Source organism: Leisingera thetidis, assembly GCF_025857195.1.
Taxonomy (GTDB): Bacteria; Pseudomonadota; Alphaproteobacteria; order Rhodobacterales; family Rhodobacteraceae; genus Leisingera; species Leisingera thetidis.
Window position 1 is genome coordinate 551,368 of sequence record NZ_CP109787.1, and the last position, 21,779, is coordinate 573,146.

Here is a 21,779-nt window from a genome sequence, read left to right on the forward strand (position 1 = left end):
GGAGGACGCAATGGAAGACCTGACCCCGAACAAGGCTGATCTGGACCCGATCGAGATCGCCTCGATTGACGAAATCCGCGCCCTTCAGCTGCAGCGGCTGAAATGGTCGCTGCGCCACGCCTATGATAACGTGCCGATGTACAAGCAGCGGTTCGATGACGCGGGCGTGCATCCGGACGACCTGCAGGAGTTGAAGGATCTGGCCAGGTTCCCCTTCACCTACAAGAACGACCTGCGCGACAACTATCCCTTTGGCCTGTTTGCGGTGCCGCGCAGCGACATCATCCGCCTGCACGCGTCCTCCGGCACTACCGGCAAGCCGACCGTGGTGGGCTATACCGCAAATGATATTAGCAACTGGGCCGATCTGGTGGCGCGCAGCTTGCGCGCCTCGGGCCTGCGCAAGGGCGACATGGTGCATAACGCCTATGGCTACGGGCTGTTCACCGGCGGGCTGGGGGCGCATTACGGGATCGAGCGGCTGGGCGCGACCGTGGTGCCGATGTCGGGCGGGCAGACCGAAAAGCAGGTGAGCCTGATCACCGACTTCAAACCCGACGGGATCATGGTGACGCCATCCTATATGCTCAACATCCTGGAGCAGTACCACAAGGTCGGCATGGACCCGCGCGAAACCTCGCTGAAGGTCGGCGTGTTCGGGGCCGAGCCCTGGACCGACGCGATGCGCAAGGAGGTGGAGGACGCCTTTGACATGCATGCCGTCGATATCTACGGCCTCAGCGAGATCATGGGCCCGGGCGTGGCCAATGAATGCGTCGAGACCAAGGATGGCCCGGTGATCTGGGAGGATCATTTCCTGCCGGAGATCATCGACCCGGAAAGCGGCGAGGTGCTGCCCGATGGCGAGCTGGGCGAGCTGGTGTTCACCACGCTGACCAAGGAAGGCCTGCCGATGGTGCGCTACCGCACCCGCGACCTCACGCGCCTCTTGCCGGGCACCGCGCGCACGATGCGGCGGATGGAGAAGATCACCGGGCGCAGCGACGACATGATCATCCTGCGCGGCGTCAATGTCTTCCCCAGCCAGGTGGAGGAGCAGCTGATGGCGACCGGCGGCCTGGCGCCGCATTACCAGATCGAGCTCTACAAATCCGGCCGCATGGATGCGATGCGGGTCTATGTGGAGGCCAATCCGGACGCCGCCGACGAGCTGAGCAGGACCGCCGCGGCGCGGATGCTGACCAAGCGGATCAAGGATATTGTTGGCGTTTCCACCGAGATCATTGTAGGCGACCCGGGTTCCGTCGAGCGCAGCCAGGGCAAGGCCAAGCGCGTCGTCGACCACCGCAGCAAGTCCTGAACCGGGGAAGTGAGCCTTGGCCCGCACGATCGCAAAAGACCATGATCTCAAACGCACGCAGATCCTGAAATCCGCCGCCAAGGTGTTTGCGGAGGCAGGATACGACCGCGCGTCGATGACCCAGCTTGCGCGCGAGTGCGGGATCTCCAAGGCGAATATCTACCACTATTACGACAGCAAGGACGCCGTGCTGTTCGGCGTCCTTGATACCTACCTCTGCGACCTGCGCGACCGGGTCTGCGAGGTGGAGCTGGACGGCTTTGGCCCGCAGGAGCGGCTGCGCCGCATCGTCTCGGAAATCCTGCTGGCCTATCAGGGCGCGGATCACGAGCATCAGGTGCAGCTGGGCGCGATGGGGGCGCTGCCCGAGGCGCAGCAGAAGCACCTGCGCGGCTATCAGCGCGAAATGGTCCAGTTCATGAGCGATGCCCTGCAGGCCGTGGCGCCCGAGGTTTTCGATGGCGACAGTGCCAAGTTGCGCGGCGCCACCATGTCCGTCTTCGGGATGCTGAACTGGTATTACATGTGGAATACCGGCGCCGGCTCCAAGGCGCGCGAGGATTACGCCCGGCTGGTGGCGGATCTGACCCTGCATGGGGTGCAGGGGATCTGACGGCGCGGCCGTTTTGAATTCCGGCGTTTCTGCGCTAGCCTGCTCCGCGATGGGAGGATGCGATGCGGAAACCAGAGAGCTTTGAGAGCTTCTATTACAGGAAGGTCGGCCTGGGCGAGGCCTGCGGCTGCGCCGAGCGCGCCATCGACATGTATGAGTTCGACCGGACCGCGGGCAGGCAGACGGGCGCGAAACCCGGCCGCCGCCGGTTTTCCTGGCGATCCTTTGCGCTGAAATACGGGCTCTTGTCCCGGCGCAGGACACCAGTGGAATAGCTGGGCGCAGGCACCCGGCGGGACGGTCCCGCCGGGTGCGGCTGTTCAAGTTTGCCGGTTAGCCGGAGCTGCCCAGCAGCGGCGTGATCCGGCGCACGGCGACGCGGCGGTTGGCGCGTTCGGCAGCCAGCGTATTCACCGCCAGATCGCTTTCGCCATAGCCCTGCACCACGATGTTTTCCGGCGGCACGTCAAAATACTCCGTCAGCGCCAGCGCCACGGTTTCGGCGCGCCGGTCCGACAAGGCGAGGTTATAGGTGGCGGCGCCAACCGCATCGGTATGGCCTTCGATCAGGAAAACCTCTCCGGGGTTGCGGTCAATGATGTCCCGCAGCGCATTGCCCAGGGCGGCCAGCTCTTCGGCTTCCTGCGGCCGGATCACCGCCGAGCCGGTGTCGAAGTTCACCGAGTCCACGTTGATCACCGGCACCAGGCGGCGCACGGCATCAATATTGCGGACCTGCGCCAGCGAGAAGCTGCGGTCCACGTCCGGCGCCTGCTGCGCGGCCAGAGCTGCGGCCAGATCCTCGGATGAGACGGTTCCGGCGCCGGTCAGCGCCCGGCGGTTGTCCCGGATCTGCGGCAGCTCGTTGACCACGACTTTCCGGCTTTCCCGGGTGTCGTCGAACAGCACCACGCTGCGGCCGTCCGGCAGCAGTTTGGTGCGGCGCAGCACGCGGCCCTCGGCAGAGCGGATGGTTTCCACCTCAACCCCGTTCTTGCGGACCACAACGGTGCGGGTGGAGCCGTCCTGGAACCGGTAGGTAGTCACATTCGACCCCGGCTGGCGCAGCAGCGCATCGTCGTCCTTCAGGACACGGTACTGGCCGTCCTGCTCCACGATGGCCCGGTCGCCGCTGTTGGCAACCACCTTGCCGCCGTTGTTGAGCAGCGTTCCGATGGCCAGGGCGCCAAGCCCGAGCAGCGCATTGCGCTGCTGGTCGGACAGGCCGTTGTCATCCTGTTCCGGGGCGGCATTGGCTTGCGGGGCAGGGGCCTCTGCCGCGGTTTCGGTGTTTTCGCCGACTTCGGTCTCGAATTCCTCGTCCGAGCTGCGCACGGTGTCCTCGGTCACCGTTTCCTCGGTCACCTCGGCGTCGCCTGCATCGCCATCGGCGGCGGCAGCCGCTGCGGTCTCAGTCTCGGCTTCGGCCTGGGCGTCGGCCTGCGCCTGGCTGTCCAGCTCGGTCAGCTCAGGGTTGTCCGGTTCTTCGCCGGCAGCGCCCTGCGACTGGGCCAGATCGGCGGCAATGGCTTCGGCGCTGGTTCCGGCCCCCTCAGCGGCGGCATCATCCGCGGGCTGATCCGATTGCGCTTCTGCCTGCTGCCCGGCCTGGGCTTCCGCCTGCTGGCCGGTGTCGGCCTCAGGCTGCGGTTCAGCCCCGGCCACGGCTTCGGCCTCGGCCTGCTGGCCCGCCTCAGCGCCGGCCTGTTGCTCGGCCTGGGCCGCGGCGGCATCAGTGTCTTGCCCGGCTGCAGCTTCTGCCTTTGCTTCGGCGCTTGCCCCGGGTGCAGCCTCGGCCTCAGTCTCCGCCGCCTCTGCGGCGTCCGCCTGCTGCTGGGTCTGATCCCCGGTTGCGGCCTCTGCTTCGGCGGTTGCCTCAGTCTCGGTTTCGGCCCCGGCCTCTGCGCCGGCAGCCATCCCTGCAATGCCGGCCAGCACGCTGGCGGATTGCAAGTCGCCCGGCAGATCCGCGTCAAAGGCGCCGCTGCCGTATGCCTGGCAGAACTTGGCAATCCGGCCGGTCTTCTCTTCGATTTCCGCGCCTGCGTCCAGCTTCTTCTGCCGCCGTTCGGCGCGTTTCCTGCAGCGTTCGACCAGATCGCCGATTTCGGCGGCGCTCATCTGGGCGAGGTCAATCTTCTTGTTTCCCTGGCCCTGGGACAGGGCGGGCAGCGGTGCTGCCAGCGAGACCATCACTGCCAGCGCCGTGGTTGATTTGAAAATTCCCGGTTTCATCACGGTTCCTTCCTTGTTCCGGCACACAGCCGCACAAGTATAACCGCCGGGCCGCAGAAAAGTTGCACGGCCGCCCGGTAAAAAAAGCCGCTCCTGTCAGGAGCGGCCTTGATCCGGCTGTTTTTGGCTCAGCGTGACGCGTTTCAGAGGCTTACCGGCGGGACCATGCCAACGATGTCATAGGTTTTGCGCAGGATCGGCGCGGTGATCTCGCGGGCGCGTTCCGAACCGCGGGACAGGATCTTGTCGATTTCGTCCTGATGCTGCATCAGCCGTGCCATCTCGGTCGAGATCGGCGCCAGTTTCGACACCGCCAGATCCGCCAGCATCGGCTTGAACTCCGAGAACTGCTTGCCGCCGGCATCGGCCAGCACCTGTTCCACGGTCTGCTCGCTCAGCGCGGCATAGATGTTCACCAGGTTGCGCGCCTCGGGGCGGTCCTCCAGGCCCTTCACCTCCGACGGCAGCGCCTCGGGGTCGGTCTTGGCCTTGCGGATCTTCTTGGCGATGGCATCGGCGTCATCGGTCAGGTTGATGCGGCTGGCGTCCGACGGATCCGATTTCGACATCTTCTTGGAACCATCGCGCAAGCTCATCACCCGGGTGGCCGCGCCTTCGATCACCGGCTCGGTCTCCGGGAAGAAATTGACGCCATAGTCGTGGTTGAACTTGATGGCGATATCGCGGGTCAGCTCCAGATGCTGCTTCTGGTCCTCGCCGACCGGCACATGGGTGGCGTGGTAGACCAGGATGTCGGCAGCCATCAGCGCCGGATAGGCCAGCAGGCCCAGCGAGGCGTTCTGCTGGTTCTTGCCGGCCTTGTCCTTCCATTGGGTCATCCGTTGCATCCAGCCCATGCGGGCGACGCAGTTGAACACCCAGGCCAGCTGCGCGTGTTCGGGCACCTGGGACTGGTTGATCAGGATCGATTCTTCCGGATCGATGCCCGAGGCGATGAACCCCGCGCAAAGCTCGCGGGTGGATGTCTTCAGATCGGCGGGGTCCTGCCAGACGGTGATCGCATGCAGGTCGACCATGCAAAAGATGGTTTCAATATCCTTGGCCTGCCAGTCGACGAAACGCTTCAGCGCCCCCAGGTAGTTGCCAAGGTGCAGGTTGCCGGAGGGCTGAATCCCCGAGAACACACGCGGGGTGAATGTGGTTTCGCTCATATGGGCGTAACTCCCGTCTGGAAATAGCAACCCCGGTGGCTTACCCATGGGGCCAGGATACGTCAACTGGTGCGGCTTCGACCCGTACCGTCAGGAGCTTTGATGAGCAACCCTAACCACACCGCCCCCGTCAATCCGCTGCCTGCTGCCGTGGTGGCGCTGGTGCTTGTCATCATGGGGATCGAGACGGTGTTCTCGCTTGGGGCGCGCGGTATCCTGGGCGGGCCGGAGGCAATCGGCTGGCGGCTGGAGGCAATCCAGTCTTATGCGTTCTCCAGCGAGATCTTCTGGTGGATGCAGGAGAGCGGGCGCTGGCTGCCCGAACACCTGCTGCGGTTCCTGTCCTACGTTTTTGTGCACGGTGCCTTCAGCCACGCTTTGTTTGTCTGCGTCTTTGTCCTGGCAATGGGCAAGATGGTGGGCGAGGTGATGGGCGACCTGATGATGGTGGTGATCTTTGTCCTGTCCGGCGCCGGCGGCGCATTGGGCTATGCTCTGCTGATCAGCGGCGGCCAGCCCCTGATCGGCGGCTTCCCGGCGGTCTACGGGCTGATCGGGGCCTTCACCTACCTGCTGTGGAGGTCGCTGGCCTCGGTCGGGGCGCAGCAGAGCCGGGCGTTTTCGCTGATTGCCTTCCTGATGGGCGCGCAGCTGCTGTTCGGGCTGCTGTTCGGCGGCCAGAAGGACTGGGTGGCCGATCTGGCGGGTTTTGCGACCGGGTTCGGCCTGTCATTCTTCCTGGCGCCCGGCGGCTGGGCGCGGATCCGCAGCCGTATCCGGCGCGATTGACTGCGGGGCGCTGCCTACGCCTGTTTCCTGCGGCTGAGCGCGCTGCGGAATTCAGACAGGCGGAATGCTCCGAGTGCCTGTCCCGCGGCGAAATAGACCACGCAGCCCAAAGCAACCAGGCCCAGCAGGGCGAGGTAGCGCCAATAGTCCAGCTGGAAAAGCCAGCCCGCAGCGGCAGACACTGCATAAAGCACGCCGCCCATCAGCGCGGCGGCGGCCAGGATGCGCCAGGCCCGGGTGCGGAAGCGGGCATCGAACCGCGCCTCATCGCCCATATGGCGGGCACCGAACGCCAGCAGCAGCACCATTGCCCAGCCCGCGGCTGAGGCGGCAATGGCGGGGGCGATCCAGCCCAGCACGGGCTTCAGGCCAAAGGCCAGCGCGGCATTCACCGCCATGGCCACCATCGCATAGCGGAACGGCGTTCTGGTGTCCTCGCGGGCAAAATAAAGCGGCTGCAGCACTTTCTGCAGCATGAAAGCGGGCAAGCCTGCGCCATAGATGGCGACGGCGACGGCAATGGCCGCCACGTCTCCGGCGCCGGTTGCGCCGCGCTCATAGAGCACAGACACCAGCGGCAGGGGCACGGTGATGAAGGCCACGGCGGAGGGGACCGCCAGCAGCAGCGAGAACTCCCCGGCGCGCGACAGGGCGTCCTGCGAGCCTGCGCTGTCTCCGGCGCGCAGGCGGCGCGACAAGGCGGGCAGCAGCACGATGCCGACGGCAATGCCGACGACCCCCAGCGGCAGCTGATACAGCCGGTCGGCGATGAACAGCCAGCTGGCGGCCTTTTCGATATCCGAGGCCACGTATTGCCCCACCACCAGATTGATCTGTGTCACCCCCATGGCCAGCGCGGCGGGCACGGCGACCCGCACCAGGCTGCGCATTTCGCTGTTCCAGCGCGGCAGGCCGGGGCGCAGCGCGATGCCGGCGCGGGCCGCGGCAACCCAGACAAGCGCCAATTGGGCCACGCCTGCCACCGGGATGGTCCAGACCAGCCAGTCCACAACGCTGCCCCCCAGTACGGCACCGGCAGCCATGGCGGCGCAGGCGAAGATGTTCAGCAGCACAGGCGCCGCGGCGGCAGCCGCAAACCGCCCGGTGGCGTTCAGCACCCCGGAAAACAGCGCCGCCAGCGACATGAACAGGATGTAGGGAAAGGCGATATGGCCATACCCGACGGCCATGTCGAAACGCGCATCGCCCACAAATCCGCCGGCCGTCAGCCAGACCAGACCCGGCATGAACACCATTCCCATCCCCACCAGCGCGAGCACCGCCGCTGCCAGGAGATTGAAGGCGTCCTGGGCATATTTCCGGGCATCCTCTCCGGCCTCGTAGCGCTTGGAAAAGGCCGGCACAAAGGCCGCGTTGAAAGCGCCTTCGGCAAAGAAACGGCGGAACATGTTGGGCAGGCGGAAGGCCACGATGAAGGCATCCAGCACCGGACCCGGCCCGATGAAGGCGGCAATCAGGATCTCGCGCGCAAACCCCAGCACGCGGCTTGCCAGCGTCCAGAACCCGACGGTCAGGAAGCCCGAAAGCAGTTTGATCGGCTTCATGTATCCGCCCGTTTGGCGCCTTCGGCGATGGCCTCGCGCAGTTTCTTTTCCAGCGTCCGCTGTTTCGACTCTGCGTAGTATTTCAAGCCGAACATGTCCTTGACATAAAACGCATCCACCACCTGTTCGCCATAGGTCGCGATCACCGCATTGGCGATATATACATTGGCAGAGGCCAGCGTGCGGGCCAGATCATACAGCAGCCCGGGCCGGTCGCGGGTGTCCACTTCGATGATGGTGTAGATTTCGGAGCCTTCATTATCAAAGGTGATATGGGTCGGCACCTTGAAGGCGCGTTCCCGCTTCTTGATCTTGTCGCGGGATTTCAGCGCGTCGCGGGTGATCACCTCGCCCTTGAGGGTCTTTTCGATCATCTGCTTCAGCCGGTGCAGCCGGATCGGGTCGAACGGGTGGCCCTCGCTGTCCTGGATCCAGAAGGCATCGGTCACATAGCCGTCCTTGGTGGTGTAGGAGCGCGCGTCCACGACATTGGCCCCGACCAGCGCCAGCGCGCCGGCAATGCGGGCAAAGATGCCGGGATGGTCGTCCATCACAAAACAGGCGCGGGTGGCGTCGCGGTCCACGTCCGGGTAAAGCCGGATCATCACCTCGCCCGGATCGCCCTTGGCGGTGTAGTCGCGCAGCATTTCGGCAAAGTCCACATGCGCGGTGACATGCAGCCCGTGCCAGTAGGGCGGATAGTGCCGGGCCGTCTCGGTTTTGAGGTCGGCCTTGGGCCAGTCCGGCAGCGCCTCGCGCAGGGCTTTTTTGGCCGATGCGCCGCGGTGCTCGCGGTTCAGCGCCTCCATGCCGCCCTCCAGCGCCGCCCGGGTCTGGCCGTAAAGCGCGCGCAGCAGCGCCGCCTTCCAGTTGTTCCAGGTGTCCGGTCCGACGCCGCGGATGTCGCAGACGGTCAGCAGGAGCAGCAGATCCAGCCGCTTGACCGTCTGCACCGCCTTGGCGAAATCGCGCACCGTGCGCGGGTCGGCAATGTCGCGTTTCTGCGCCATGTCGGACATCAGCAGGTGATAACGCACCAGCCACTCCACGGTTTCGCATTCGGAGGGTTTCAGCCCCAGCCGCGGCGCCACCTTGCGGGCAATCTGGGCGCCCAGGATCGAATGATCCTGCTCGCGCCCCTTGCCGATGTCATGCAGCAGCATCGCCACCATCAGGATCTTCCGGCTGAGCCCCTTGCGAAGGATCGAGGAGGACAGCGGAAGCTCATCCTCCAGCTCGCCGCGCTCGATGGCGGCAAAGTTGGCGATCACCTGAATGGTGTGCTCGTCCACCGTGTAGGAGTGGTACATGTTGAACTGCATCATCGCCACGATGGGCTCGAACTCCGGCAGGAAGGCCGACAGCACGCCCAGCTCGTTCATCCGTCTGAGCGCGCGTTCGGAGTTGCCGTGTTTCAGCAGCAGGTCCAGAAAAATGCGCCGGGCTTCCTTGTCGTTGCGCATGTCCTCGTCGATCAGATGCAGGTTGGCCGTAACCAGGCGCATCGCGTCCGGGTGGATCAGCATGCCGGTGCGCAGCGCTTCCTCGAAAATCCGCAGCAGGTTGACCCGGTCTTCCAGAAATGCCCCGGGGTCGGTCACGTCCAGCCGGTTGTGAACCACCTTGTATCCGGGCTTGATCCGGGGGCGGCGGCGGAAGATCCGCTCCAGAAGCGGTGCGCCTTTCTGCTGGCTGGCCTCCAGCTTGGTCAGGAAGATCCGGGTCAGGTCGCCGACCCGGGTGGCATGGCGGAAATACTCCTGCATGAAGATTTCCACACCGCGGCGGCCGGCCTTGTCCTCGTAGCCCATGCGGCCGGCCACCTCGACCTGCAGGTCAAAGGTCAGCTGTTCGGTGGCGCGGCCGGTGGCCAGGTGCAGATGCGACCGCACGGCCCACAGAAAGGTTGCGGCCTTGGCAAACAGCTCCATCTCCTCCGGCCGGAACAGGCCCAGCGGCACCAGCTCTTCCGCATCCTGAACCTGATAGAGGTATTTCGCTATCCAGAACAGGGATTGCAGATCGCGCAGCCCCCCCTTGCCTTCCTTCACGTTGGGTTCGACCATATAGCGCTGGCCCTGCTTCAGGTGGCGGGCGTCGCGTTCTGCCAGTTTGGCCTCGATGAATTCCTGGGCGTCCTGCGAAAACAGTTCTGCCTTCAGCCGCTTGTCCAGCTCTTTTGCCAGCGGCGCGTGGCCCGCCAGGAAGCGCTGCTCCAGCATCGCGGTGCGGATGGTGTAATCCTCGCCGCCCAGCCGGATGCAGTCCTTGATGGTGCGGCTGGCATGGCCGACCTTCAGCCGCAGATCCCACAGGATGTAGAGCATCGATTCAATCACGCTTTCGGCCCAGGCAGTGATCTTGTAGGGCGTCAGGAACAGCAGATCGACATCCGAAGCCGGTGCCATTTCGCCCCGGCCGTAGCCGCCGACCGCCATCACCGCGATGCGCTCGCCCCGGGTCGGCGTGGCCAGCGGATGCAGCAGGCTGCTGGCCACATACAGCGCCGTGGTCACCAAACCGTCGGTCAGGAAAGTGTAGGAGCGGGTCAGGTCCCGCGCCGCAAAGGGTTTGTCCGCAAACGCCTGGGCAATCGCCGCCCGCCCGGCCTTGTTGGCGGCGCGCAGGATTTTCACGGTCTCGCCGCGCAGCTCCGCGGCGGCGGTGTCCCCGGCCAGCGCTTTGATCTGTGCCTGCACCGCCGCGGCGTCAAAGATGTCCGCCGGTTCGCAAATCAGCGGCCCCAGCGGTTCGGGAAAGCCGTTGGCCGCGTGCGGCGCGGCGCCAGCGGCCGGCTCAGAATCCGGCGCCGGTGAAGCTGCTTGGGGCTGGGTCAATGATCACGACCTTCTGTTCTTGGATAGTGGCAACCGCCAGGCCGCGCTCGTTGGTGCCGTCGGGACGCAGGCGGAAGATGCCGCCGGCCCCCTGGAAGCCAGCCCCCTGGGTCAGCGCCCCGCCGGTCAATGCGTCGGATTTGCCCGCTGCAACCAGCGCGCCGATGGCGGCAATGCCGTCATAGGCCAGGCTGCCGATCGAGTGCGGTGCGGCGCCGTAGCTTGCCTGATAGCGGGTGCTGAACTGCTGCGCCTTGCCCTGGTCGGGCATCGCGAACCAGCCGCCCTGCACACCGGGCAGGGCCAGGGTCTGGGCCGGGATGTCCCAGCGGGTCAGGCCGATATACTGCTTCTCCGCCGGGTCGACGCCGGCTTCGGGCAGCAACTGGGCCAGCAGCGGCAGCGCGCCTGCGGTGGTCGAGGTCAGGAACACCGCGTCCGCACTGGCGGCTTCTGCCCGGATGGCCGGAATCGCGTTGATCACGCCCTGCTGGGACAGTTCATAGCCGACACTGCCGGTGATATTGGCGCCGGTCTGGCTGGCTGCGCGCTGAATGGCGGAGCGGCCGGCGACACCGGCGGAATCGTTGCCGCCGACAATCAGGATGTTACGCTTGCCGTTGCGGGCGGCAAAGCTGGTCAGCCGCCGTGCGGTGTTGTCGAAGGTCGGACCCAGAATGAAGACGTTGCCGCCGGCAATCGCCGGGTTGTTGGAAAACGCCAGCACGTTCACGCCGCGCTGGCGGGCGGCAATGCCTGCCGCGTTGGCAGCCTCGGCGTAAACCGGGCCAAGAATGACGCGGGCACCGTCGTTCAGCGCCTGCTGCGCCGCGCCGGCGGCAATTTCGGGACTGCCCGCGGTGTCATAGACCCGCAGGTCGATCTGCACCCCTTGCAGATCGGCAATCGCCATCCGGGCCGCGTTTTCCAGGCTTCGCGCCAGCACGCTGTCGCCTTGCTGGGCAGAGCCGCGCGGCACCAGCAGCGCCACCGGAACCGGTTTGGACGTGTTGATTGTCGGGCCGCTGCCAATGGCAACCGGATCACAGGCGGTCAGGGCAATCGCGGACAGGGCCGCGGCGGCTGTCAGTGCCGCCTTGCGGGCGCGTTTGAAAACAGCAAACATAATGGCTTGAAACTCCGTTCTCCCGGCGCCGCTGCGCCGCGTGGGTTTAAGGGCGGATCATAAACGACCAAAAAGGCGGGTCCAGCGTTGAATCACCAGAATGTCATATTGTCCCCCGGGCTGTACTTTGTTGCCACGCCGATCGGCACCGCCCGCGACATTACCCTGCGGGCGCTGGACGTGCTGGCCTCGGCCGATGTGCTTGCCGCCGAGGATACACGCTCGCTGCGCAAGCTGATGGAGATTCACGGGGTGCCGCTGGGCGGGCGGCGGATCATCGCTTACCACGACCACAGCGGCGCCGGCGCCCGCGCCAAACTGCTGGAGGCGGTGGCAGAGGGCAAATCGGTTGCCTATGCCTCCGAGGCCGGGATGCCGCTGATCGCGGACCCGGGCTATGACCTCAGCCGCGCCGCGGCAGAGGCCGGTCACAAGATCACCTGCGCGCCCGGCGCCTCGGCGGCGGCAACGGCGCTGACGCTGGCGGGCCTGCCCACCGATGCGTTTTTCTTCGCCGGTTTCCTGCCCAATGCCTCCGGTGCCCGCCGCAAGCGGCTGGAGGAGCTGCGGGAAATCCCCGGCACGCTGATCTTTTATGAATCGCCCAAGCGTGTTGCCGCCTCGGTGGCGGATATGGCGGCTGTTCTGGGCAACCGCCCGGCCGCGCTGTGCCGCGAGCTGACCAAGAAATTCGAGGAAGTGCGCCGCGCGCCGCTGGCAGACCTGGCCGCTGGTCTGGAGGAGGCCCCGGTCAAGGGCGAGATCGTGCTGCTGGTCGACCGCGCGCAGGAGGCGGAGGTCAGCGAGGGCGATCTGCAGAGCGACCTGGAGGCGGCCTTGCAGGACAATTCGGTCAAGGATGCCGCCGGGATCGTCGCCGAATTGCACGGGCTGCCCCGGCGCAAGGTCTACCAGCTGGCGCTGCAGCTGGCCAAGGGCGGCTGACCCATGTCCCGTGACCGCCGCCACCGCGGACACCGGGCCCATCTGGCGGGCGAAGCGGCGGAGGAGATCGTCGCGCGCCATTACGAGACCCGCGGCTACACCGTGGCCGAACGCCGCTGGCGCGGGCCGGGCGGCGAGATTGACCTGATCCTGCGCGGCCCTGAAGAACTAGTGTTTGTCGAAGTGAAGCACAGCGCCACCAGTGCAGGCGCGGCCCTGCGCATCACTCCGCGGCAGGCGGAACGCATCTATGCCAGCGCCGGGCAGTATCTGGAGAGCTCGCCGCAGGGGCAGCTGACACCGGTGCGGTTCGATGCGGCGCTGGTGGATGGAACCGGCGCGGTGGAGATCATCGAAAACGCTTTCGGGATGGATTGAACCGCGCCTCACCCATTGAACCCCGGCCCGCGGTAGGCCATGTATTTGCCCAGCTTACAAGGGATACTGCCATGAAAATCGCCTTCCAGATGGACCCGGTCATGGGCGTGGACATCAACGCGGACAGCAGCTTCCGTCTGGCCGAAGAGGCACAGGCGCGCGGCCATGAGCTGTTCTACTACGCTCCCGACCAGCTGGCCTATCAGGAGGGCCGCATCACCGCCCGCGGCCATGACATGACCGTGCAGCGGGTGGCAGGCACGCCGGCGGTTCTGGGAGAGGAGCGCGAGGTGGATCTGGCGGATTTCGACGTGGTCTGGCTGCGCCAGGACCCGCCGTTCGACATGCATTACATCACCTCGACCCATCTGCTGGACATGCTGAAGGGCAGGGCGCTGGTGGTGAACGATCCGTTCTGGGTGCGCAACTATCCGGAAAAGCTGCTGGTTCTGAACTTCCCGGAGCTGACCCCGCCCACCACCATCGCCCGCGACCTGCAGACCATCAAGGCGTTCAAGGAAAAGCATGGCGATGTGATCCTGAAACCGCTTTATGGCAACGGCGGCGCCGGCGTCTTCCGCCTGGATGCCAATGACCGCAACCTCACGTCGCTGCACGAGCTGTTCACCGGCTTCAGCCGCGAGCCGCTGATCGTGCAGAAATTCCTGCCCGACGTCAGCAACGGGGACAAGCGGGTGATCCTGGTCGACGGCGAGCCGGTTGGCGCCATCAACCGGGTGCCCGCTGCGGGCGAGACCCGCTCCAACATGCATGTGGGCGGACGGCCCGAGAAGATCGGGCTGAGCGAGCGGGATCTGGAAATCTGCGCCGCCATCGGCCCCTTGCTGCGCGAAAAGGGGCAGGTCTTTGTCGGCATCGACGTGATCGGCGACTACCTGACGGAGATCAATGTGACTTCGCCCACCGGCATTCAGGAGCTGGAACGCTTTGACGGCGTGAACATCGCCGAAAAGGTCTGGCAGGCGATCGAGGCCAAGATCGGCTGATGAGCTGGCAGCGCCGGGTCCTGAACGCCTGGATGCGTTATGGCATGAAACCGGCGCTGCAGGTGGCCGGCAGCCCGGAACTGGCACGCAGGGTCTTTGAACTTGCCGCGCCGCTGTTCTGCCCGGCGCTGCCCTTTACCCGGATGCTGCGGCGGCCTGCGCCGGTGCCGCTCACTCTGGTCTCTGCCGGGCAGACCCGCGGCAGGCGGATCATCCTGTTTCTGCATGGCGGAGCCTATCTGGCAGGCAGTGCCCGTGCCTATCAGGGGATGCTGTCCCGCCTGTCTTTCGCCTCTGGCATGGAGGTGGCAGTCCCCGATTACCGGCTGCTGCAGGAGGCCCCGTTTCCGGCCGCCTGCGACGATGCCCTGGCGGCATGGCAATATCTGCGCCGCAGGGGGTATGCGGCGGCTGACATTCTGCTGGCAGGCGACAGTGCCGGCGGCGGGCTGGCGCTGGCGCTGCTGGCCGCCCTTCTGGCCCGGGGCGAACGCCCGGCAGGTCTGATTGCCTTCTCGCCCTGGTGCGATCTGACGCTGAGCGGGGCCAGCATAAAGGCCAACCGGGTCAAGGATGCGATCATCCCGACGGGGCGGATGAAAGAGGTTGTGGAGCAGTATCTGGCGGGTGCGGATCCCGCTGATGCCCGGGCATCTCCGTTATTCGCTGAGTTTCCCGGTCCGCCGCCGGTGCTGATCCAGGCAGGCGATACCGAGGTGCTGCTGTCGGATGCGCAGCGCATGGCAGAGCGGCTGCAGGCCGCGGGCGGCACGGTGCGCCTCAGCCTGTGGCGCAATGTGCCGCATGTCTGGCAGTTCATGGCCGGACATCTGCCGGAAGGGCAGGCGGCGCTGGAAGAGGCCGCAGCCTTTGCGGTTTCAGCCCTGGACGGCGGCTCAGCGGGGTGAGGGCAGCCGGAAGCTCAGCGCCTCGGCGAAATGCTGGCGCTGCACGCGCTCTTCACCGGCCAGGTCGGCAATGGTGCGGGCGACCCGCAGCACCCGGTGGTAGCCGCGCGCGCTGAGCCCGAACCGTTCGGCGGCGCGCACCAGCAGGCCGCGGCTTTCAGTGTCGGGCGCGGCAATCTCTTCCAGCAGGCTGCCCTCGGCATCGGCATTCTGGCGCAGGCCGGGATGGTCCCGGAACCGCGCCGCCTGCATCTCGCGGGCGATGGCCACCCGCTGCGCCACGCCGGCAGAGCCTTCGGCGCCGGGCGGCAGCTCCAGGTCGGCGACAGCCACCGGCGGCACGTCCAGGTGCAGATCGAAGCGGTCCAGCAGCGGGCCGGAGATCCGCCCCAGGTAATCGGCACCGCAGATGGGCGCGCGGGAGCAGGCGCGGTTGGCATCGGCCAGATAGCCGCATTTGCAGGGGTTGGCGGCAGCCACCAGCATGAAGCGGCTGGGGTATTTCACATGCGCATTGGCGCGCGCCACCATCACCTCGCCGGTTTCCAGCGGCTGGCGCAGGGTTTCCAGCACGGAACGGCCGAACTCCGGCAGCTCGTCCAGGAACAGGACGCCATTGTGGGCCAGGCTGATCTCGCCGGGCTGGGCGCGCCGCCCGCCGCCGGCAATCGCCGCCATGGAGGCGGTGTGATGCGGCTCGCGGAACGGGCGGGCACGGCTGATCCCGCCCTCGTCGATCAGCCCGCACAAGGAATGGATCATCGAGGTTTCCAGCGCTTCGGCGGGCGACAGCGGCGGCAGGATCGAGGGCAGTCTTGCCGCCAGCATCGATTTGCCGGAGCCGGGCGGGCCGATCATCAGCATGTGATGGCGCCCGGCGGCGGCGATTTCCAGCGCCCGCTTGGCTGTCTCCTGGCCTTTCACGTCGCGCAGGTCCTTGCCGCCCAATCCGCTGACCGCCTCCCCGGGCGCGGCAGGTTCAATGCGCCGCTGGCCGGTGAAATGCTGCACCACTTCCGTCAGTGTGGCAGCCCCGATCACCTGTGCTGCATCGACCCAGGCCGCCTCCGGTCCCGAGGGTTTCGGGCAGAGCAGCATCCGGCCTTCCTCCGCGGCGGTCACCGCCGCGGGCAGGGCGCCGGTCACGGGCATCAGCTGGCCGTCCAATGACAGCTCTCCCAGGGCGATGGTTTCCTCGGCCTTTTCGGGCGGAATGATGCCGATGGCGGCCAGCAGCGCCAGCGCAATCGGCAGATCGAAATGGCTGCCCTCCTTGGGCAGGTCTGCGGGCGACAGGTTTATGGTGATCCGCCGCGAGGGCAGGGCGATGGACATCGCCGCAAAGGCCGCCCGCACCCGCTCGCGCGCCTCACTCACCGCCTTGTCCGGCAATCCGACCACCGAGAAGGCGGGCAGGCCCGGGGCGACGGCGCATTGCACTTCGACCAGCCGCGCCTCGACGCCCTGGAACGCAACTGTGTAGGACCGTGCTGTCATCTCACCCAACCCTCCTGGTGCAGGGGGAAATGCTTGGCAATCGTGGTTTCCGAGTCGTTAACGAGAGCGGGCGGCAGCAGCGAATTCACGCAGAATTCGCGCTGCCTGCCGGTTCAATCCAGGGACCAGGGGCGCCGCGGCAGATCCAGCTTGTACGGTTCCGGGGCATAGCGGACTTCATGTGCCTGCTCCTGCCAGCGCAGAACAGCCGGGTCCGACAGCAGCAGTTTGCAATAGGCGCGGGTCGCAGCGGACACCGGCAGCCGGTAGCCGATGATCCGGGCCGCCACCGGGGTATAGAAGACATCCGCCAGCGAATAGTCCCCGAACAGCCAGCCGCTGCCCTGGCCCGAAACCTTGCGGGCATGGGCAAACAGGGTTTCGATCCGGTCCAGGTCCGCTTTGACGGCGCCGGATGTTTCGAAATCCTCGTACACATGGGCCAGCTGCATCGGGCAGTCGCCGCGCAGGGCGCCAAACCCCGCCGCCATTTCCGCAGCCAGCCAGCGGGCGGTGGCCCGTTGCGCCTGGCCTGACGGCCACAGGCCTGCCTGCGGGTGCCGCTCGGCCAGGGTTTCAGCTATCGCCAGGCTTTCGCCGATTACAGTGCCCTCAGGTGTGCGCAGCGCGGGCACCAGCCGGGCCGGGGCCAGATGCGCCATGTCATCCGCCATGGTGCCGGAATAAAGCCCCACCATATGCACCGTATGGGGCAGGGAGAATTTTTCGAGCATGAGCCAGCCGCGCAAAGACCAACTGGAGAACATGCGGTCGCCGATATAAATGTCATAAGCCATGCGGCCAGGCTAGCGCGGTGCGATACATTGTGAAATGGAATGTTTGTGATGCAATCCTTCACGGCAGGTGATTGATTGCGCCCGCCTGCCAGCCTTCGGGACCCAAGGCGATTTCACTCACCGAGAGGTTGTCGATGCGATGGGCAAAGGCTTCTTCCGCGGTCAGCATTTCCGCCCGCTGGATCTGGGTCAGGATCTGGCCGAAGTGGCCCACCACGATCAGATCCCGGCCTTGGTGCGCGGCAATCAAGCGGTCAACGGCGGCGTTTACCCGCGCACAGACCTGATGCCAGCTTTCGCCGCCCGGCGGGGTCACATCCCCTGGTGCCTCCCAGTAGGCGCGGATGCGTTCGGGGTCTTCTGCGTCCACTTCGGCCCAGGTCCTCAGCTCCCAGGCACCAAAATGGATCTCGCGCAGTGCATGCACATGCGGCAGGCGCTGGCGGTCTCGCTGGATGGCATCTGCGGTTTCAACGGCGCGGGACAGGTCGGAGGACACAACCAGCGCGCCGGCTGGCAGATAGTCCGACAGGCGTGCCAGTGCTGCCGAATCGGACAGGTCTGCGGGCAGGTCGGACCAGCCCACCATGGATTTGGCGTGGGTCGGCCCGTGCCGGATCAGGAACAGCCGGGTGATCACAGCGTCCCTTTCAGCACCAGCGGCAGCCCGGCCGTCACCTGCACCGCGGTATCCGCCTGCGCCGCCAGCGCGATATTGAGCCGCCCCTGTGCCTCGCGGAAACGGCGGGCCAGCTTGTTCTCGGGCACGATTCCGAGGCCGGTTTCGTTGGAGACAATCACCAGATCCGCCCGGCAGCGCTCCACGGCTGCCAGCAGCCCATCCTGCTCTGCCGCCAAATCGTGCCCGGCCAAAAGATGGTTGGTCAGCCACATGGTGGCGCAATCCATCAGGCAGATCTGTCCCGGCGCCAGGTCTCCCAGAACCCGGGCGGCTGTTTCCGGTTCCTCGACAGTCGTCCAGCCCTCGCCCCTTTGTTTGAGGTGTCTGGACACTTTTTCGCGCATTTCTGTGTCAAAAATTTGCGCAGTTGCCCAGTAAACTCTGTCTTTTCCTGAGTTTACGCAAACCCGCTCGGCAAAAGCCGACTTGCCCGAGGCGGCACCCCCCAGAATTAAAGTTACATTTGCAGGCATTTTTTGCTAACCTGTAAGTACGAAGCCGTACCTGTGGGTAGCCGCAGGACCCGGTTAAGACAAGAGACCGCAGTACCCCGGGGTTCCACTTATTAAGGCCGGGAAAGTCTGCGCAGGGGCCAAGACACAATTTACTTTTCCGATTTTGGCCTGTGGATGTGCCAAGAGTCATATCCAATGCGCTGATGCTGCGGACCTGCGGACGATCCGGGTCCCCATTTGTTCCATGCGCGTCCCCAGACGGCAGTTTGTTAATTAGTTTCCGGGGGGAAAACACATGGCACTTGATCATACAATAGAAAACCCATTGCCGAGACAGGCGATGAAGGCGGAGCTTTTGGACGCCGAAACCGAGCGGCGGCTGGCATATGCCTGGCGCGATGAACGCGATGTAAAGTCGCTTCACCGGCTCATCAACGCCTATATGCGCCTGGCGATTTCGATGGCGGCCAAGTTCAAGCGGTACGGGGCACCGATGAACGACCTGATCCAGGAGGCGGGCCTGGGTCTGATGAAGGCTGCGGACAAGTTTGATCCGGACCGCGGGGTGCGCTTTTCGACCTATGCGGTCTGGTGGATCAAAGCGTCGATCCAGGACTACGTGATGCGCAACTGGTCAATGGTGCGCACCGGTTCCACGTCGTCGCAGAAATCCCTGTTTTTCAACATGCGCCGGGTGCAGGCGCAGTTGGAGCGCGAGGCGCGCGCCACTGGCGCGCGGCTGGACCGGCATCAGCTGCATCAGAAGATCGCCACCGAAATCGGTGTTCCGCTGCGCGATGTCGAGATGATGGAAGGGCGCCTGTCCGGCGCGGATTTCTCGCTCAATGCGATCCAGTCTGCAGACGAAGAAGGCCGCGAATGGATCGACGCGCTGGAGGATGAGGCTTCCCAGGCCGAGGAGCTGGTGCAGGAACAGCATGACCGCCGCCAGCTGCGCAAATGGCTGGTCTCTGCGCTGCAGGCCTTGAATGACCGCGAGCGGTTCATCATCACCGAACGCAAGCTGCGCGAACGGCCGCGCACGCTGGAAAGCCTGGGAACAGAGCTTGGCCTCTCCAAGGAGCGGGTGCGCCAGCTGGAGGCCGGGGCGTTCCAGAAAATGCGCAAATGCCTTGAAGGCCAATCGCGCGAGGTGCACAAACTGCTTTCATGAGAAAGCGGATCAGGATCCTGAAAGCAGCAGCAGGCGCCGCCGGACTGGCGGCGCTTGGCTTGTCCGGCGCTTTTGCCGGCGACCTGTCCGCGGCCGTTGAGCGGCTGCGCGGCGCGGATGTGGTGATCCTGGGCGAGGTGCATGACAACGCGATCCATCATCAGCGGCAGGCAGAGCTGCTGGCAGCGCTGCAGCCCAAGGCGGTGGTTTGGGAAATGATCACGGCGGAGCAGGCTGCCGGGCTGGATCCGGCATCGCTCACGGATGCGGAACAGGTTGCGCGGGACCTTGACTGGGCAAATTCCGGCTGGCCGGAGTTTTCTCTATATGCGCCAGCCTTTGCCGCGGCCTCCGGCGCCGGCCAATACGGCGCCCTGGTGCCGCGGGCGGAAGCGTCCTCGGCGCTGGAACAAGGCGTGGCGGCCTATTTCGGGGCAAAGGCCGCTGCCCGCTTTGGTCTGGATCAGCCCTTGCCGGAAGCAGAGCAGGCGGCGCGCGAAGCGGACCAGCAGGCCAATCACTGCAACGCGATGCCGGCAGAGATGCTGCCGCTTCTGGTGGATTTCCAGCGCCTGCGGGATGCCAGCCTGGCAGCCGCAACCGACAAGGCGCTGGCGGAGACCGGCGGGCCGGTGGCTGTCATCACCGGCAACGGCCACGCCCGTATCGACCGCGGGCTTGCGGTCTACCTCGCCAGGGCCCGTCCGGATGCGGAGATTCGCAGCCTGGGCCAGTCCGAGGACGGGCAGATCAGCGGAACTTTCGACCTGGTGCTGGAGGCCCCGGCCGCAGCCCGCCCGGATCCCTGTCTTGTGTTTCAGAACAACAACTGACGCTTTTTGCGCAAGCCCCTGACGGCGGTTGTGCCCCGGCCCGCGCCGTGCGCAGCACGGTGCCCGGCCCAACGCCGCCAGCGGCAGGGGCCGCAGGCCCGTGCCGCGCGGGGGCGGGAGCCTCCGGCTGGGGTGCGGCAGGGGCAGCGGGGCGGAGCCGGGAAAACCGTTTCACACTTCCCGTGCGGCGCAGTACAGTCGCGGAAATCCGGACGAGGACGCGCAAATGCTGGCTGGCAAACATATTCTTCTGATCATCGGCGGCGGCATCGCGGCCTACAAGTCGTTGGAGCTGATCCGCCGCCTGCAGGATCAGGGCGCCCGGGTGACACCGGTGCTGACCAAATCCGGCGCGCAATTTGTCACCCCACTGTCGGTCTCGGCGCTGGCCGGCACGGCGGTGCATCAGGAGCTGTTCGACCTGACGGCAGAGGCCGAGATGGGCCACATCCAGCTGTCGCGCAGCGCCGATCTGCTGGTGGTGGCGCCGGCCACCGCGGATCTGATGGCGAAGATGGCGCAGGGCCATGCCAACGACCTCGCTTCGACGCTGCTGCTGGCCACCGATACGCCGGTGCTGCTGGCGCCCGCCATGAACGTGCGCATGTGGGAGCATCCGGCAACCCGGCGCAATTTCGAGGTGCTGAAAGGCGATGGCGTGTCCTTTGCGGGCCCCAACGACGGCAGTATGGCCTGCGGCGAATTCGGTCCCGGCCGGATGGCGGAACCGGCGGAGATCCTGGCCGCAATTGCCGCACAACTTGCGGATGGGCCCTTGAAGGGCAAGCGCATCCTGGTGACCTCCGGCCCGACGCATGAGCCGATCGACCCGGTGCGCTACATCGCCAACCGCTCCTCCGGGGCGCAGGGGGCAGCGGTGGCCCGTGCTCTGCGCGATCTTGGCGCGGACGTGGTGTTCATCACGGGCCCGGCAGCGGTCCGGCCTCCCGAGGGGGTGCAGGTGGTGGCGGTGGAAAGTGCGCGCGAAATGGAGGCTGCGGTGCAGGCGGCTTTGCCCGCCGATGCCGGGATCTTTGCCGCGGCGGTGGCGGACTGGCGGGTGGCCAGCGCCTCGGACCGGAAATTGAAGAAGTCCAAGGACGGGCTGCCGGTGCTGGAATTCGCCGAAAACCCCGACATTCTGAAGACCGTCTCGCAGATGAAAGACGGCCGCCCCGGCCTGGTGGTCGGCTTTGCCGCCGAGACCAACGACGTGGTCGAGAACGCCACCGCAAAACGCAAGCGCAAGGGCTGTGACTGGATCGTTGCCAATGACGTCTCTCCTGCGACCGGCATCATGGGCGGCACCGAGAACGCAGTGATTCTGATCTCCGGGGACGGCGCCGAGGAATGGCCGCGGATGGGCAAGGACGCGGTCGCGCGCAGGCTGGCAGAGCGGATTGCTGCGGCGCTGGCCGGGTCAGTTTGAGTATTTATGGAAAGAT

At 65.8% G+C, this 21,779-nt stretch carries 20 protein-coding genes; 11 read left to right on the plus strand and 9 right to left on the minus strand.

Features of this window, described 5'->3' with window-relative positions; all coding sequences use genetic code 11:
* The first annotated feature begins 10 nt into the window (after nt 1-10).
* The 3 genes from paaK (at nt 11) to OKQ63_RS02685 (ending at nt 2,209) form a co-directional block, all read left to right on the plus strand.
* A complete protein-coding gene (gene paaK, locus OKQ63_RS02675; RefSeq protein WP_264212427.1) occupies nt 11-1,321 on the plus strand; it encodes a phenylacetate--CoA ligase PaaK in 1,311 nt (436 codons plus the stop codon).
* 16 nt (nt 1,322-1,337) lie between these two features.
* Nucleotides 1,338-1,934, plus strand: coding sequence for a TetR/AcrR family transcriptional regulator (locus tag OKQ63_RS02680; protein ID WP_264212428.1), 597 nt, complete (start codon nt 1,338-1,340; stop codon nt 1,932-1,934).
* Between the two features lie 62 nt (nt 1,935-1,996).
* Complete coding sequence (locus tag OKQ63_RS02685) at nt 1,997-2,209, plus strand: hypothetical protein (RefSeq protein ID WP_264212429.1); 213 nt, start codon at nt 1,997-1,999, stop codon at nt 2,207-2,209.
* A gap of 58 nt (nt 2,210-2,267) precedes the next feature.
* Here the strand turns inward: OKQ63_RS02685 and OKQ63_RS02690 are convergent, their stop codons facing one another.
* Both OKQ63_RS02690 and trpS read right to left on the minus strand, forming a co-directional pair.
* Complete coding sequence (locus tag OKQ63_RS02690) at nt 2,268-4,169, minus strand: OmpA family protein (protein ID WP_264212430.1); 1,902 nt, start codon at nt 4,167-4,169, stop codon at nt 2,268-2,270.
* 143 nt (nt 4,170-4,312) lie between these two features.
* Nucleotides 4,313-5,341, minus strand: coding sequence for a tryptophan--tRNA ligase (trpS, locus tag OKQ63_RS02695; RefSeq protein WP_264212431.1), 1,029 nt, complete (start codon nt 5,339-5,341; stop codon nt 4,313-4,315).
* A gap of 102 nt (nt 5,342-5,443) precedes the next feature.
* Here trpS and OKQ63_RS02700 point away from each other — a divergent pair, with 102 nt between their 5' ends.
* The gene (locus tag OKQ63_RS02700; RefSeq protein WP_264212432.1) at nt 5,444-6,130 is read left to right on the plus strand and encodes a rhomboid family intramembrane serine protease; all 687 of its coding nucleotides are present in this window, start codon (nt 5,444-5,446) and stop codon (nt 6,128-6,130) included.
* Between the two features lie 14 nt (nt 6,131-6,144).
* Here the strand turns inward: OKQ63_RS02700 and murJ are convergent, their stop codons facing one another.
* From murJ to OKQ63_RS02715, 3 genes are read right to left on the minus strand one after another with little or no spacing between them, the layout of a single operon-like run.
* On the minus strand, nt 6,145-7,695 hold the full coding sequence (gene murJ / locus OKQ63_RS02705) for a murein biosynthesis integral membrane protein MurJ (RefSeq protein ID WP_264212433.1): 1,551 nt from the start codon (nt 7,693-7,695) through the stop codon (nt 6,145-6,147).
* Nucleotides 7,692-10,532, minus strand: coding sequence for a [protein-PII] uridylyltransferase (locus OKQ63_RS02710; protein WP_264212434.1), 2,841 nt, complete (start codon nt 10,530-10,532; stop codon nt 7,692-7,694). Before OKQ63_RS02710 ends, murJ begins: the two co-directional genes overlap by 4 nt.
* Nucleotides 10,492-11,658: a penicillin-binding protein activator gene (locus OKQ63_RS02715; RefSeq protein WP_264212435.1), complete on the minus strand. Its 1,167-nt coding sequence runs from the start codon at nt 11,656-11,658 to the stop codon at nt 10,492-10,494. The genes OKQ63_RS02710 and OKQ63_RS02715 overlap by 41 nt, the downstream gene beginning before the upstream one ends.
* An 87-nt stretch (nt 11,659-11,745) precedes the next feature.
* Here OKQ63_RS02715 and rsmI point away from each other — a divergent pair, with 87 nt between their 5' ends.
* The 4 genes from rsmI (at nt 11,746) to OKQ63_RS02735 (ending at nt 14,896) form a co-directional block, all read left to right on the plus strand.
* Nucleotides 11,746-12,603, plus strand: coding sequence for a 16S rRNA (cytidine(1402)-2'-O)-methyltransferase (gene rsmI / locus OKQ63_RS02720; protein ID WP_264212436.1), 858 nt, complete (start codon nt 11,746-11,748; stop codon nt 12,601-12,603).
* A gap of 3 nt (nt 12,604-12,606) precedes the next feature.
* A complete protein-coding gene (locus OKQ63_RS02725) occupies nt 12,607-12,981 on the plus strand; it encodes a YraN family protein (protein ID WP_264212437.1) in 375 nt (124 codons plus the stop codon).
* A 71-nt stretch (nt 12,982-13,052) separates the two neighbouring features.
* Nucleotides 13,053-13,988 carry a glutathione synthase gene (gene gshB, locus OKQ63_RS02730; protein ID WP_264212438.1) on the plus strand — a complete coding sequence of 312 codons (936 nt, stop codon included), beginning with the start codon at nt 13,053-13,055 and terminating at the stop codon, nt 13,986-13,988.
* Complete coding sequence (locus tag OKQ63_RS02735; RefSeq protein ID WP_264212439.1) at nt 13,988-14,896, plus strand: alpha/beta hydrolase; 909 nt, start codon at nt 13,988-13,990, stop codon at nt 14,894-14,896. The genes gshB and OKQ63_RS02735 overlap by 1 nt, the downstream gene beginning before the upstream one ends.
* On the opposite strand, the gene OKQ63_RS02740 is transcribed toward OKQ63_RS02735, so the two are convergent.
* The 4 genes from OKQ63_RS02740 to cobU all read right to left on the minus strand — a co-directional run bounded on the left by OKQ63_RS02740 (nt 14,885) and on the right by cobU (nt 18,345).
* The gene (locus OKQ63_RS02740) at nt 14,885-16,393 is read right to left on the minus strand and encodes a YifB family Mg chelatase-like AAA ATPase (protein ID WP_264212440.1); all 1,509 of its coding nucleotides are present in this window, start codon (nt 16,391-16,393) and stop codon (nt 14,885-14,887) included. The two genes, OKQ63_RS02735 and OKQ63_RS02740, sit on opposite strands and share 12 nt — an antisense overlap.
* Before the next feature lie 113 nt (nt 16,394-16,506).
* Nucleotides 16,507-17,190, minus strand: coding sequence for a glutathione S-transferase (locus tag OKQ63_RS02745; RefSeq protein WP_264212441.1), 684 nt, complete (start codon nt 17,188-17,190; stop codon nt 16,507-16,509).
* Nucleotides 17,191-17,248: 58 nt separating this feature from the next.
* The gene (locus OKQ63_RS02750) at nt 17,249-17,827 is read right to left on the minus strand and encodes a histidine phosphatase family protein (RefSeq protein ID WP_264213869.1); all 579 of its coding nucleotides are present in this window, start codon (nt 17,825-17,827) and stop codon (nt 17,249-17,251) included.
* The gene (gene cobU / locus OKQ63_RS02755) at nt 17,827-18,345 is read right to left on the minus strand and encodes a bifunctional adenosylcobinamide kinase/adenosylcobinamide-phosphate guanylyltransferase (RefSeq protein WP_264212442.1); all 519 of its coding nucleotides are present in this window, start codon (nt 18,343-18,345) and stop codon (nt 17,827-17,829) included. Before cobU ends, OKQ63_RS02750 begins: the two co-directional genes overlap by 1 nt.
* Nucleotides 18,346-18,622: 277 nt before the next feature.
* On the opposite strand from cobU, the gene OKQ63_RS02760 reads away from it, so the two are divergent.
* From OKQ63_RS02760 to coaBC, 3 genes are all read left to right on the plus strand, one after another.
* Nucleotides 18,623-19,501 carry an RNA polymerase factor sigma-32 gene (locus OKQ63_RS02760; RefSeq protein ID WP_264212443.1) on the plus strand — a complete coding sequence of 293 codons (879 nt, stop codon included), beginning with the start codon at nt 18,623-18,625 and terminating at the stop codon, nt 19,499-19,501.
* Nucleotides 19,498-20,334 (plus strand): ChaN family lipoprotein, encoded by an 837-nt coding sequence (locus OKQ63_RS02765; protein WP_264212444.1) that lies wholly within the window; start codon nt 19,498-19,500, stop codon nt 20,332-20,334. The genes OKQ63_RS02760 and OKQ63_RS02765 overlap by 4 nt, the downstream gene beginning before the upstream one ends.
* Before the next feature lie 226 nt (nt 20,335-20,560).
* On the plus strand, nt 20,561-21,763 hold the full coding sequence (coaBC, locus tag OKQ63_RS02770; RefSeq protein ID WP_264212445.1) for a bifunctional phosphopantothenoylcysteine decarboxylase/phosphopantothenate--cysteine ligase CoaBC: 1,203 nt from the start codon (nt 20,561-20,563) through the stop codon (nt 21,761-21,763).
* Nucleotides 21,764-21,779 lie beyond the last annotated feature (16 nt).